This window comes from Thermoleptolyngbya sp. PKUAC-SCTB121 (assembly GCF_016919485.1).
GTDB classification, from domain to species: domain Bacteria; phylum Cyanobacteriota; class Cyanobacteriia; order Elainellales; family Elainellaceae; genus Thermoleptolyngbya; species Thermoleptolyngbya sichuanensis.
In genome coordinates this window covers 1678253-1691448 of sequence record NZ_CP070366.1, presented here as the reverse complement: position 1 = coordinate 1691448, position 13196 = coordinate 1678253, and the positions used below count along the sequence as shown (strand labels likewise).

At 54.5% G+C, this 13196-nt stretch carries 11 protein-coding genes and 1 pseudogene; 1 reads left to right on the top strand and 11 read right to left on the bottom strand.

The features are described 5' to 3' along the window. Positions 1-10: 10 nt before the first annotated feature. From JTM80_RS07125 to ntcA, 9 genes and pseudogenes are all read right to left on the bottom strand, one after another. A complete protein-coding gene (locus JTM80_RS07125) occupies positions 11-205 on the bottom strand; it encodes a hypothetical protein (RefSeq protein ID WP_225906786.1) in 195 nt (64 codons plus the stop codon). Positions 206-270: 65 nt separating this feature from the next. After that, entirely contained in the window at positions 271-495 is a 225-nt protein-coding gene (locus JTM80_RS07120; protein WP_205370854.1) for a DUF2283 domain-containing protein, read from the bottom strand. A gap of 45 nt (positions 496-540) precedes the next feature. Then, a complete protein-coding gene (locus JTM80_RS07115; protein WP_172353237.1) occupies positions 541-924 on the bottom strand; it encodes a type II toxin-antitoxin system VapC family toxin in 384 nt (127 codons plus the stop codon). Continuing rightward, positions 921-1148 carry a type II toxin-antitoxin system Phd/YefM family antitoxin gene (locus JTM80_RS07110; RefSeq protein WP_172353238.1) on the bottom strand — a complete coding sequence of 76 codons (228 nt, stop codon included), beginning with the start codon at positions 1146-1148 and terminating at the stop codon, positions 921-923. The genes JTM80_RS07115 and JTM80_RS07110 overlap by 4 nt, the downstream gene beginning before the upstream one ends. 11 nt (positions 1149-1159) lie before the next feature. Continuing rightward, positions 1160-2974, bottom strand: a complete 1815-nt coding sequence (locus tag JTM80_RS22650; protein WP_225906841.1) for a DUF559 domain-containing protein — start codon at positions 2972-2974, stop codon at positions 1160-1162. A gap of 210 nt (positions 2975-3184) precedes the next feature. Beyond that, positions 3185-3898 (bottom strand): annotated as a pseudogene (locus tag JTM80_RS22645) (DNA methyltransferase); the annotation flags it as partial. Between the two features lie 1092 nt (positions 3899-4990). Continuing rightward, positions 4991-5440, bottom strand: coding sequence for a pre-16S rRNA-processing nuclease YqgF (locus tag JTM80_RS07100; protein ID WP_172353239.1), 450 nt, complete (start codon positions 5438-5440; stop codon positions 4991-4993). A gap of 42 nt (positions 5441-5482) precedes the next feature. Further along, a complete protein-coding gene (locus JTM80_RS07095; protein ID WP_172353240.1) occupies positions 5483-6907 on the bottom strand; it encodes a DUF3084 domain-containing protein in 1425 nt (474 codons plus the stop codon). A gap of 220 nt (positions 6908-7127) precedes the next feature. Beyond that, positions 7128-7799, bottom strand: coding sequence for a global nitrogen regulator NtcA (ntcA, locus tag JTM80_RS07090; RefSeq protein ID WP_172353241.1), 672 nt, complete (start codon positions 7797-7799; stop codon positions 7128-7130). Positions 7800-8370: 571 nt separating this feature from the next. On the opposite strand from ntcA, the gene fabI reads away from it, so the two are divergent. Continuing rightward, the gene (fabI, locus tag JTM80_RS07085) at positions 8371-9147 is read left to right on the top strand and encodes an enoyl-ACP reductase FabI (protein WP_172353242.1); all 777 of its coding nucleotides are present in this window, start codon (positions 8371-8373) and stop codon (positions 9145-9147) included. Between the two features lie 284 nt (positions 9148-9431). Here the strand turns inward: fabI and JTM80_RS07080 are convergent, their stop codons facing one another. Further along, complete coding sequence (locus tag JTM80_RS07080) at positions 9432-12068, bottom strand: tetratricopeptide repeat protein (protein WP_172353243.1); 2637 nt, start codon at positions 12066-12068, stop codon at positions 9432-9434. Between the two features lie 453 nt (positions 12069-12521). Further along, entirely contained in the window at positions 12522-12956 is a 435-nt protein-coding gene (locus JTM80_RS07075) for a VOC family protein (RefSeq protein ID WP_172353246.1), read from the bottom strand. Between the last annotated feature and the right edge of the window lie 240 nt (positions 12957-13196).

Genomic DNA, 13196 nt, shown 5'->3' with positions numbered 1-13196 from the left:
AGCAGCCAGTTCAAGATGGTTTGTGATGTTCGATCTCAGCAAAAATATCGTCTAACGAAATGTTTTGTAGGCGTTGCTGACGTTCAGCCGTGTAGTCTCCTTGCCCTGGTTCAAACTGCCGCAAGAAACGGATCATGCCATCAAAACCGAAGGCATCTAGTAATGCTCGATAGCCAAGGCGATTGAGTTCAAGGGGTGTCATCATCAGTGTTGTCTCCTTCATAGGGGGTGAGGCTGAGCATTACAACAAAAGGCATCTCAACATAATCCTCAAGCTGCATTTCCTTTTCCTGAAAGCAACTCAGCCATCAATGGTTTTGATTTGGCAAGCTGACTAACCGCCAGAATGGAGAAGCCAAGCAGGTTGCCCTCTAAATCGACACGCTCCATAACGGCATCGTTTTCGGTTTCCCGCAGATAACCGGGAGCTTCAGAAAAGGTGACTTCTAGAAAGTCAGCCTCTGGGTCAAACCAAACCTTTACTCGCTCTGCCATAGGGTTTCTCCTTTCTTTGAGTTTATTCGTGAACCAATTCGAGGATTACCATTTCCGATCGACCTCATAACTATCAAGCTTTGTATCAGCACTAACAATTTGAAGCTTTTCAGACATGGATTGAGCAATCAGTAAGCGATCGAAGGGATCACGATGATGGAAAGGTAGCCTTGATACAACCGTCAAGTGTTCAAAGGTAATAGTCAGAATCTCAATGTTGTTAAGGGTGATCTGCTGAGGGATAAACCGCTCATAATCATCGGGTAACGTCAATTTATTCAGGCTGACTTTGATAGCGATTTCCCAGAGGCTAGCTGTACTGAGGAGCAAATCAACATCAGATTCCAGCAGATCAGCGGCGGAGCTACTCAGTTCGGGACTATCGTTAATGAACCAAAGAAAGGTATGCGTATCCAGGAGTATTTTCATTCCATGTACTCCTTAAAATCTTCGAGGGGTGCATCAAAGTCTGGAGCTATCCAAATTTGACCTTTTGCACTACCGCGTTGTCGTCGTTTGGTAACGGGTAGAATCTGAATCAACTTCAGAATCGGCTGGTTATTACGAGTGATAACCACTTCTTCGCCTTGCAGAGCAGATTCCAGAAGTTGAGTGATTTGAGTCTGAGCATCAGTAATATCAACTTGGTGCATGGTCTGACCTCCTAAACTTCCACTTCCACAGTAATCGAGGTATCGCAGCCGAAGGTATCGACGACTTTGACGCAGGCAGTGTATTTACCGGGCGCGGGGTAGGTGTAGCCCGCATCGCTGATGGTTTTGAGGGAACGATCTTTGCGGGTGCGATAGTCTTGCCAGTCGTGGGTGAAGGGTTTGCCGGGATGCCAGTTGAAATCGATCGCCCAAAAATCAATAAAGTCAAAGCCGCTTTTGATCGCCCGTTCTTTGATGGCTTCCAGTTCTTTGGTGGGCACTTCCGCCAAGGAGGGGAGGAACTGGGTGAGTTTGATGTCTACCGTGTGGGTTTGAGGACTAAAGTCCTCATTACGAGCCTTTTTGTTTGTAGTAACGACTTCAGTCGTTGCTTTACGGTAGACGGGTTCGGCGGCGAGGACAGCCACTTCCAAAAACGGCGGCGGCGACTTGCGATTCTTCTCCATAATCTCGCGGGGAATCTGCACCAGCTTCAGCTTTACGCCCAACTCCTGCGTCAAGGCATTCACCAGCAGATGCAAATCCATCTCAAACTCCCAGGCAAGGCAGTAACACTCCCGCCCGCCCGCTGCGGCCACGGCCTGCGCCACCTGTTTCGCTTCTTCGCGGGTAAATATCGAGTCGATGCCATCCACATGGCAAAAGGCCCCCGCTTTGCGCCCATGCAGCAGCGGTGACGGCGGATTGGTCAGCACCTCGGCTTTGAAGAACTCCAAAATCACCCGCCGATGTTCTTCATCCGCCCCCTGCAAGCGGTCTTTTTGCCACCACTGCCGCTCGTAGCGCCCCAGGTTATAGACATCAAAGGCGCGATAGGGTTTGCCCTCACTGTGCAGCTTGCGCTGAAGCTCAATCAGCCGCTTGCGCGAGGTATGGATGGCAAACCGCCCCAAATCACACAGCAACCACCTGCGCCCCAACCGCTCCGCCACCGCGCCGGTGGTGCCACTGCCACAGTTATGGATGGCGCAAACCTCTGTGAGATAAGAATGGACTGCTTCCACTTCTAGATCATAAACTTCTTCTTCGCTGGAGACGGTTTCTACGCTGGTCAAATGCACGCCCTCTAGCGTAGAACCCCAAAAGACGATATCACCCGCTTTGAGATCGCTTGCCGCAATCCACTCAGCCCCTTGGGGGCTAAATTGTTCGGCACTAATCGTTTGAATCCAGGCTGCGACTCCCTCCAGGTTGGTCATGACTTCCTTAGCAGGGATACGCATTGTCCGTAATCCCAGCGATCGCAAGTAAGCATCGCGGTTGGCATCATGGGCGATCGCCTCTGGACTGCTGTGGGCAATTGCACCATCCACTTCGACAACAAGGTGTGCTTCACGGGAGTAAAAATCGGCAATGTAGGAACCGATCGGGTGTTGACGGCGAAAGGAAATCCCTAGCTGCTTGTTCCGTAAGGCACTCCACAGTTTGCGCTCTGGCGGGGTCATGTTTTGCCGCAATTCACGACTGCGCCCGCGCATATGTCTGGGAATGCCTGACCAGTCACAGTTGCCGCCCAGGGTACGGGGGGCTGTTTTAGCGAGAACTTTGTGATCGGCGGTGAGCCAGAGGGTTTTGTCTGAACGGGAATGCTGCAAGCCAATCATTTGACCCTGATAGGGGTGATGAATGGTGCGAAGCACACGATGGGCTTTGCCGTCATGGGCGAGTACGAGGTCTCCGGGTTGGATGGTCTCGATGGGAACGAGAGCGGTGTTGGCCTCTCCCCAGCCCTCCCCGCGTGCGGGGAGGGAGTTGAAGTCATCCCCCCCCGTGTGCGGGGGGCCAGGGGGGCTAAACTGCTCCATTTGCGTACCCCAGCCCTCCTGCCACGCAGCAGGGGAATTAGCCCCTCCCCGGCCCTCCCCGCGTGCGGGGAGGGAGTTGAAGTCATTCCCCCCCGTGCGCGGGGGGCTAGGGGGGCTATTCACCCGCCACACCCGCGTACCTTGCCGGACACAAAAGAAATCGGCAACCAGATCGCCTTCGTTGGAAGAGGCTTGGATGATTCTTTCTAAGAGGCCTTCTGGTTTTTGAGTGTCATAACCTGTATCCTGATGAGCCTGAGAATTGACAGGTGGAATATCTGTCCAGATTGCTTGCACAGCTTTCCCAGGCATTTCATCTAAATATCGCTTGTAACGAGGAGTACCATTTTTTGTAAGTTCAATTCTATTTTCTGCAATTAATTTGTCAATTCTTTCCTGTGACCAACGCCAGTGGGTTCCTGGAGGTGGAGCAATCAACTTTCCGAAAAAAAAGCGCGGTTCTCCAGCACCAGCAGCACTTATATCTGCTAACTCATAACGCCTACCATCCTGATCTACACTTCGGTAGTGAGATTTTAGATAGTTTTCATCGTAGGCTTGATACTGAGGATTCCAGACAAAGTTTTGGGACTTTGTATAGTGAAAAATTACATCATAGTTAAACGCGAATCCTTTTCTATCACTGTGGCTTGTGACGCGCTGCCAGATAATCTGAGAACGAAAATTTTCTGAATCAAAAAGTTCATCAAGAATTATCTTGACGTGGCTAGCTACTGAATCATCTAAATGCACCAAAACACTGCCATTATCAGACAGTAACTCTTTGATTAAAGCTAGACGTTCGTAAATCATTTGCAGGTAGGAATCTGATCCCTTACCCCAAATGTCTCGATAGGCAACCATTTCTAAGGTTGACTGTTCCTTTTGAACAGAATCTTTCTCATCTCCAATCTGCACCTGCATCGAAAAATCTGCGCCCACATCAAACGGTGGATCAATATAAATCAGATCCACCTTGCCCTTAAACGACCGCATCAGCGAAGCCATCACCAGCTTGTTATCGCCCCAAATCAGCCGATTCCTAAAGTCATCCACACGGGGATTCTGCTGTTCAAATAGCTCCAACTGCCCCGTCGCCGCCGCTGCCCGTCGCGGTTCATCAATACTCTCAATCTTCTGCATCGGCATCGCACACCCGGCAATATCCACCTCCCGCCGATGGCCATACTCGTCATACTTGCCCTCCCACACCAGTTCCGTGCGCATTTGGGAGAGGGGGTGGGGGTTGTGGGGGCCGTAGGTGGGTTGCTGGGTCATAGAAAGGCATGAAGGCGCAAACGACTGCGCTCAATTATAGTCGCTGCCTAAAATGCCGCCAAATCAAGCTCTTTGTAGGGTGGAATGGGTGTGATGAGTAAGGTGATAGGGGCGATTGTCCTGGCAGACACGCTAAGGCGAACGTTCTAGCGGAAGGGACAGGGGCGATCGTAGAGAGTCTTCACTTTGGATGAGTGGCTTAAAGCACTGCCCCAACCCAGGACTAAAGCGAGATAACTACTGCTTATACTGACTTTCCTTCCTAAATTCCGCCTAACACCCCGTAGCAGAGTAGTTAGCCAAAAACAAAGTTGCATATCACCAGAAGTGTTGAACGCAATGTTAGCAGGGCAAGTTCATAGCTGAATCCAGTACAAAAGGTCTATGATTCTGCCTGTAATGACCTACTTATTGCTTCCATCCTCAATAATCCGCCTCTTGAGAGTGCTTTTTGTAAAGTTTTACTATCAAGATTCAACACTTCTGGCATATCACCTCCTCTCGGAGCAGTTATACAGAATATTATCCGCATAACTAACCAGATCGGAGTCTTATACAGAAATCTGCCGGGCTATCTACCCGAATTCGGCAGTTATGCTGAATTAAGTAGTGATGATGACCCTCATAGAGGTGTTTATCTGGATCTTGTTCTGCATAATATGCTTGCCAAGGGATGTTATGCCGATAGCCTCAGCAAATCTTCATGGTCAGTACGTAGGCTGCCTGGCCCGGCCGCGTCTAAACTGGCTCAGACAGGCGATCGAGGTAGCGCTCAATCAGCAAGATTGCCACAATATCGTCGATGGGGCGTGGCGGCGTTCGCATTCCCTGGGGCAACAGGCGCTGGAGTCCCTTGGGTGGATACATTTGCCAGTAGCGATTGCGGGCTTCCAGCGTCGAGTAGCGTTCATCAACCATGACCACGCGGATTGGGTCGATAAGGGCTTCGCTCAGCGATTGTTTCCACTGGCGGGCACTGGTTTGATCGCCCATGACCAGCAGCGAAATCGGGTATTGCTGGCGGAGCGCCTGAATTGTGGCGATCGCCCGCTCTGCTGCGACGACTTGATGCATAAACAGGTTGCGATCGACCCCCATCACGGCTAGCCCACACTTTTGCCGACCCGGATCGAACCCCAGAATGACGGGCTGCCCCAGGGCTTCAGGTGCAGAAGTGGAATAGGACATGGGCAAACGGCAGGGGTGAAAGGCAAACGGCAGCAGGGCGGTTTAGTTCGTTGGCGCGAAGGGCGATCGCTGCGGGGGCGGTGTGGTGTTGACTCTGCTGTCCGTACTGAACAGAACCCGCCCATTTTGTACGGCGGCCAGGTCGAGCCGGACAGGCCCAGCGGTGAAGATGGTTTCAGAGGCGATCGCATGGAGTTCTACCGGGCGACCGTAGGCTCGAATATCTTGCAATAACCTAACCACAGCCTCGGTCTGTCCGTCCGCAATTTGCAGCACATCGCCCAGCACCCCAGCCTGTCGCGAGCGAAACTGAGCGTTAGCAATCAGGAGATTGACACGCTCCACCAATTCTTCATCTCGCATCCGGGTGGGATCGAGCGCAATCGTGACCACCAGATCGCCCTCTCGAAACACCACCTGATTGGGCGCAGCGTTGACATAAACCTGGATGCAAGCCTCGCCCGCCAAGACGCAGGGTTCGCCAATGATGTAATTGCCTGCCGACAAAATCCGCACGACATAATCTTTGCCGTCCTGGATTTGATTGATCAATTGCTCTACTTGGGCATTGGTAATTTGAATCACCTGCTTGTCTACATTCACCGTGCCCGGTTGAATGCGCTGGCTGGCGAAGCGGTTGGCCTCTAGTAGGAGGCGATTGACAGCGCTGGGAGCAGCCTCTGGGGTAATCACGCGCACCACACCGGAGGCCATCGGCTGGTTTCTCAACACTGCCACACTGCCCTGGCGCAGCCCTTGAAATTCGCGCTCCAGGGTTTGCACTTCTGCCAGCAGAGCGCTACGCTGGGCTTCTAGGTCATCCAACTGCAATTCTTTTTCGCGGATTTGGGCGGTGCGTTCGGCAATCTGGCGATCGCGCTCGGCTACATCTCGGTCGCGCTGGGCAAGCTGGCGCTGGCGATCAGCCTGGAGCTGCTGAATCTCGGCGCGAAGCTGGGTGGCCTGCTGAGACACGTCTGTTAGCAAAGTCTGCGCCTGCTGATAGTTGGCAGCGACGCTGCTGAGCTGCGACTGGGTGCTTTGCAATTCCTCACGGGTGCGGGTTTCCTGGGCGATCGCCGCTTGCAAGGACTCGTTGGTGCGGCGCAGACGGCGCTGGGCGGCTTGTTGTTCTCGTTCAGCGCGATCGCGCTGTCGCTGCACTTCGGCGGTTTGCTGCTGCGCTTGGTTTAGTTCTGCTAGCGCTGCGTCTCGCTCCTGCTGCACGTCTTCTAGCTCAAACACCCCCGTCCGCAACTGGTCATCTACGGCAAACAAAATGCCAAAGGTCATTGCCGAGATGAGAATCCCCGTCATCACGGTGATCAGCGTGGCAGTTTGGCGGGGACGCAGGCCAAACAAACTGAGACGAGCCTTGCCCACCTTCATCCCAAGGCGATCGCCCACCGTGGCCACCACAGCCCCCAGCACCAAAATTGCCGCAATCAAGACCAGCCCGGTGGTCATCGCCGATAAAACTCACACTCAGCTACACCATACTGCAATTGTGCCGTTGAACGGCGTAGCTCGCAGTTGCCCGGATACCGCAACACCGTAAAAATGCTCCGACAGGCTCAGCCCAGATAGATAGTCGCCCCACTAGGTTAGCTATCGCCCCTGCTACCTGTTTCCCAAGCACCCCAGAGCGAAGCAGTTTCCCTTAGCTCAGCCCCCTGATTCGTGCTTTTTATGTAAACTGCTGGCTCAGCGCTACGGGGTTGTAGACCGTGATCTTTTTCTTATGAATGGAGATCATCCGATCCTGGCGCAGATCGCCCAGCAGTCGCGTCACCGTCACGCGGGTCGAGCCAATTGCTTCGGCGATCGCCTGATGAGACAGTTTCAGGTCGATGGTGATGCCTTCAGACGTGGGGACACCAAAATCGCGGCACAAAATCAGCAAAAAGCTGACCAAACGCGACCCCATATCTCGGTGGGCCAATGTTTCAATCATCATTTCGGTTTGCAGAATCCGCGACGACAGCCCCTTCAGCATCAGCATTGACAGGTCGGGATTTTCCTTCAGCGCCTTTTCGACTTGCTCAATCGGCACCGACAGCAACTCCACCGGGGTAAACGCCACGGAATGATAGAATCGGTCTGCCTTTTGCCCCGTAATCAGCGACAGCACGCCAAACACGCTATTCTCTCTTAGCAGCGCCACGGTGATTTCTTCGCCCGCCTCATAGACTCGCGACAGCTTCACCGCGCCCTTGAGCAAGAAATAAACCCGCTCAGCCGGATCGCCCGGAAAGAAAATGGTCTTTCCCCGGTCAAAGGTTTCTACCATCGGCGGAAACGCACCGCCGCTCAATTGGCGAAACACATCTGCTAAAGGCTTTTCATGTGAGGCAACCATACCGTCCGATTCCCAGCGCCCTCAGGGAGCGAATATGACCGAAATATGACCGAGACATGACTGACAGGATCTACGCACTTGCGATAAGTTTCCTGTGTTTTGGACGATGTCTCGCGGGCTGTGCCCGCGAGACATCGTCCAACTGCGTAAGTCCGAACTGAAACAAAAGATGAAAGCAAGACCCAGATTTTGCCCAAGAGGCGAAAAACCGGGATAAATGCAGTCTTAGAACACTTAAACTAAGTTTGGGGCCGCTTTTTGTATCTAAAAACACGCTTCCATAAGAAGAATGATCGTTTTGATACCAATTTCTGCGTTTGCTCTATCGGTAGACCCGGATGAGAGAACCCAGACTCTGTTCTGGAAACTGGGCGATCGCCCTCAATCCTGCGTTCCAGACAGCATATCGCAATTGTATCTAAGAGATACAATTTAGGAAAAAATTTTCCCGTCTCGCCCTCATCTTTCACCCCCATCTCTTCCCTTCCTCCCTATCCCACTCTCCCCTATCCGTCCTGCCCCGTTTTTGAGTATTTTGTGAATTGCCCTCGAAATTTGGATGCCGTTACCCATGCTTGACCTCACCGGAAAAAATGCGCTCGTCACAGGCATTGCCAACAATCGCTCAATTGCCTGGGGCATCGCCCAACAGCTCCACAAAGCCGGGGCAAACCTGGGCATCACCTACCTGCCCGACGACAAAGGCAAGCTAGAGAAGAAAGTGGCGGAATTGGTTGAGCCGCTCCAACCCAGCCTGTTTGTGCCCTGCGATGTGCAAAATGATGAGCAAGTCGAGGCGGCGTTTGCCACCGTGCGCGAAAAGTGGGGGCGGCTGGACGTGCTGATCCACTGTCTCGCCTTTGCCAATCGCGATGACCTCAGCGGCAACTTCAGCGATGTTTCCCGTGAGGGCTTTAACCTAGCGCTGGACGTGAGCGCCTACTCGCTGGTGCAGCTTTGCCGCGCCGCCAAGCCGCTGATGACCGAGGGCGGCTCGGTGGTGACGCTGACCTATCTGGGCGGTGTGCGCGTCGTGCCAAACTATAACGTCATGGGCATTGCCAAGGCAGCGCTAGAGATGAACGTGAGGTATCTGGCGGCGGAACTGGGCCCGCAAAACATTCGAGTCAATGCCATCTCCGCCGGGCCGATTCGGACGCTGGCTTCCTCCGCTGTCGGCGGCATTTTGGACATGATTCACCATGTTGAAGAGGTCGCCCCCCTGCGCCGCACCGTGACTCAGACCGAAGTGGGCAACGCGGCGGCGTTTTTGTGTAGCGACCTGTCTACGGGCATCACGGGTCAAGTGCTGTACGTGGACGCGGGCTACGAGATTATGGGAATGTGAGGACTAGGGTTTGTTTTGACGGTATTTTGGAGGTTGGCTCTTGGGGTGCGCCGTGCAGCACAATCAACCCATCTTGCGAACGAGAGTGCCAGAAGCCTCGTAGACGCTTGTAGCAATCCAAAATCGCAGATCCAAAATCGCAACAGGATTTACGCAGTTGGACAATTTCTCGCGGGCTGCGCCCGCGAGAAATTGTCCAAAACCCAAAGAGCTTATTGCAAGTGCGTAAGTCCTGATCGCAAATCCAAAATCGCAAATCCAAAATCAATCATAATAGCCCGTCTTTAGTTCTCCTCAAAGGCGATCGCCACGGGAATCGGCGCAGCATCGGGCACTGCATCAGGGTCAAAGATGGGCAAGTTGCCGTTGCGAGTTTTGGTGAGCCGCTGGAGGTGGCTAAAGACCTTGCGGGCGTTGGTTTCGTTGCCCTGCTGGGCGAAGAGTTCTAGGGCTTGCTGCAAATCGGCGATCGCCCCAGCGGGGTTGCCGGAACGAGCCAGCCCCCGGTAGTAGTAGGGCGTGGGCACATCGGGCGCAAGCTGGATGGCGGCGGCATAGTCGCGAAACGCGGACTTGATTTCGCCCAATTTTTGCGCGGCCAGCCCCCGGAAAAAGTAGATCATGGCGCAGTTGGGCTGGATCGTCAGAGCATTTGTAAAGTCGGCGATCGCCCCGATCAGGTCGCCCTGCTCCGAGCGCAGATAGCCCCGGTTGCAGTGGGCATCCATTTGGTTGCGGTCTAGCTGGAGGGCGGTGCTAAAGTCGGCGATCGCCTGCTGCCGCTCTCCCAAGTCGTCATGACACAGCCCACGCAGATTCCATGCCAGTGCCTGATCTGGGCGGATGCGTAAGATTTGCTCTACGTCGCTGAGGGCCCCCTGCGGGTCGCCCAATTCATAGCGCGTCATGGCCCGGTTCCAGTGAGATTGCACATCGGTCGGGTGCAGCACTGGGTTTTCAAACCGCTGCGTCAACTGCTGCACGGTGGCGGGGTCGCTCGTCCGCAGTTTGAGTTCCAGCCGGGGAATGCCCAGATCGTCCACCAGCGACTCGTCCAGCCCCAGCACGGCGTAGCGGTCGTCCGACACGAGGAAGTTCTCCCGCGTTCCCAAAATCTTGAACTGAAACTGGTTGGGAAACTGCCGCTTGAGTTCCAGCAGGTTTTGCAGCGTTTCTTGCAGGCTACGGGCTTGCTCAGACGGGGCGTGCCACCGCTGCACCATTGCGCTGAGGAAGCGGGGCAAATCCTGGTCAGCGCTATAGCACCAGCCAATTGCCAACTGCCGACCCTGGGACAAAAACTCATGCAGGCGGCGCACCATCGGGCGATCGATGGGGCACTGGCTCGACCAAGGCAACGTCACCAGCAGGCGATCGCCCGTGGTATCTAGCGCTTGCTCCAGCACCAGACGACTGCTAGGCACATCGAGCAGCGCCGCCGCCGTGAACTCGTCATACAGTGCCGGATGAAGGGCTGTGGCGGCCTCGACTTCGGCGGGCGGGCCACCGCGAAAATCTAGAACAAACTCGTAGCGCGGCCCCGTTGGATAGGTGCGGAGGTGCTGGTTTAGCTCTTGCAGCACGCCCAGCACTGTTGCCTCGACCTGCATCTGGAAGGTGCCGCCCGTGGGGAGCGATCGCAACTGCTGGCTGATGCGCTGTAGCTCTTGCCGCAGCATCGCTTCAACTTGAGCCTCAAATAGCGCTTCGGCGGTTTCGATCGAGTCGGTCGAGTCGGCGCTGGGAGCTAAAGCAGGGGGGCGATCGCCCGTCTCCCCACGAGTTTCAGCCATCAAATCTTGCAACTGCTGGCTGATGATCTGAAGTTCCGCTTGCAGCGCCTGCTCGATCTGCATTTGAAATTCCTGCTGCTGCTGCAAGGCGCTGACCTGTCCTACGAGGCCGCTGAAATCTCGCTGGGGAACCAGATCGCCCACCACTCGCAGCAACCGGGCAATTTCCCGCCGCAAAGAGGTGGGGTCAAAGGGCGGCGGCAGGTTTTCTACCTGCTGGCTCAAGGAATTGACCTGCTGCTGGAGCGAGTGCAGCGTTTCGCGGCTAGGCTGGTCGCGCAGTTGTTGGGTCAGGTCTTGCACCTTGCGCCGCAGCAGTTCCTCTGCCCGCGCCTGCGAGTCCTGCTGTTCATGGAGTGACTGCATCTCGGTCACCAGCGCCGTCCAGTCGCGCCGGGGAACCAGATCAGACACCACGCGAATCAGTTCCGACACATCCTGGCGCAGGGTGCTGGCATCGAAGGGCGGTGGCAGGGCTTGAAGCTGGCGATTCAGCCGAGTGATTTGCTCTTGCAGCGTGTTGAGGGCAGGGCGCGTTTGGTCGCTGAAGACTTGCAGGCTGGTTTGCAGATGGGCCGTGTCAGAGCGAATCTGGGCGATCGCCGTCTCCAACTCCTCCACCTGGCGGGAACTCGACAGGTCGTGCAGCCGCTCGGTGATATGCACCATGTCGTCGCAAAGCTGGCTATATTGGTCGCGCAGCCGCCGCACCTCGCCGCGCACGCTGCCCAGATCGCCCGCTTCCAGCGCATCCAGCCGAATTTGCAGATCTCGCTGCAAGGTTTTTAGGTCAGCCGCAAAGGACTCCGACGCTTCCCGGCTTTTCACCAGCATGGACTTTTTCAAACTGCCCATCATCTCTGGCGTGGGCAGCGATCCAATCTGCTGATTCAGCAACTCCACATGCATCGAGAGGCGCTTTTCAATTTCGTCGATGGCAACGCCGACCTGATTTTGCATGGATTGCTCGAATCGGCTGCGGTTAGCCAGGTTAAGCAATACCAGCAGCGAAATGGGTGCGGAGGTGTAGACCAGTTGCGACGTAGTGAAAGAGGCGACGGAACCCACGCCCAAGCCCACCAGCGATGCATACTCCGCCAGATCCAGCCAGTGATATTGTTTACTCACGCTTTGCCCCTCAATGCTGTGAAATCTTGCCAGGAGATCCTGCCAGAAAATCCTGCCAGAAAACCTTGCCAATTTGGGGCGATCGCCCTTCAGCTAAACTGTCGTGATCAGCCGCGATCAGCCGTCACAAGGCGAATCGTCCCAAAACAGTGTGTAATATTTTCCTTCTTCCGCTGTGGGTCGCTGGGATCAGGAAACCTGACACACCTTGAAGCAATTTAGGGATTCGCGTTAGGGATTCGCGAGTCTTGAGGTGCTGGAACTGGTGTAGGCGGGAGAGGGGCGCGATTCTCTTGAATGCCACCTCTCGACGAGGCAAGCGGTAAACCGATTTTCCTCAATTCCTGCTTGCCCGAATTTCTGTTTGCCTAAACTACTGTTTGCCTAAACTACTGTTTGCCTAAACTACTGTTTGCCTAAACTACTGTTTGCCTGCCTTCTGCTTGCCTGCCTTCAGCCTGCGGTATCTCCAATCTGGGCAAACGCTGCCTGCCCAAAAATCGCGCTGGCATGGCGATAAAACTTAAACTCCATCAGGTTATAGAACGGATCTTCCAGGAAAAATGTGCGGTGTTCTAGCGGCGTGCCAACAAAGCGCTCCTTGGGCGGCTGATAAAAGCGAAGTCCCAATCGCTGCGATCGCTCTAAAAGGGCTTCCCAATCGGCCTCGTCGATAAAAATTACGCCAAAATGCCGGGGATACACGCCGCGCTGGGGCATCAGCGGTTCATGGGCCAGGTGCGCTACAATCTGATGTCCGTAGAGGTTCATAATCACCGAGCTGGCGTTTTCGCGGCCGATCTCGCAGCCCAGCCCATCGGCATAATAGGCTTTGGCTTCGGCCAGATCACTCACGGGAAACGCCAGGTGAAAGAGAGTGGTTGCCATAGTGCTTTGCGGGGGAGTTGCAAACGGTAGGAGACAGCGCCAGGGTTGGAACGCAATCACTGATGCGATCACTGACGCTGAGACACTGAACTTTAATCTCAGATGCTAAATTAACATCTTGCTCAAAGCTCCGTCCGGTTAGCGCTTTACCATCACCTCACCGTTTCATCTAAGGGTGCATCCCAATTATGCAAATTCGCCCTCATCCCCCAGCCCCTTCTCTCAAAACGGGAGAAGGGG

Coding starts and splice junctions, on each gene's coding strand:
- JTM80_RS07125 (WP_225906786.1), bottom strand. CDS start 205: ATGATGACACCCCTTGAACTCAATCGCCTTGGCTATCGAGCATTACTA.
- JTM80_RS07120 (WP_205370854.1), bottom strand. CDS start 495: ATGGCAGAGCGAGTAAAGGTTTGGTTTGACCCAGAGGCTGACTTTCTA.
- JTM80_RS07115 (WP_172353237.1), bottom strand. CDS start 924: ATGAAAATACTCCTGGATACGCATACCTTTCTTTGGTTCATTAACGAT.
- JTM80_RS07110 (WP_172353238.1), bottom strand. CDS start 1,148: ATGCACCAAGTTGATATTACTGATGCTCAGACTCAAATCACTCAACTT.
- JTM80_RS22650 (WP_225906841.1), bottom strand. CDS start 2,974: ATGGAGCAGTTTAGCCCCCCTGGCCCCCCGCACACGGGGGGGGATGAC.
- JTM80_RS07100 (WP_172353239.1), bottom strand. CDS start 5,440: ATGTCCTATTCCACTTCTGCACCTGAAGCCCTGGGGCAGCCCGTCATT.
- JTM80_RS07095 (WP_172353240.1), bottom strand. CDS start 6,907: ATGACCACCGGGCTGGTCTTGATTGCGGCAATTTTGGTGCTGGGGGCT.
- ntcA (WP_172353241.1), bottom strand. CDS start 7,799: ATGGTTGCCTCACATGAAAAGCCTTTAGCAGATGTGTTTCGCCAATTG.
- fabI (WP_172353242.1), top strand. CDS start 8,371: ATGCTTGACCTCACCGGAAAAAATGCGCTCGTCACAGGCATTGCCAAC.
- JTM80_RS07075 (WP_172353246.1), bottom strand. CDS start 12,956: ATGGCAACCACTCTCTTTCACCTGGCGTTTCCCGTGAGTGATCTGGCC.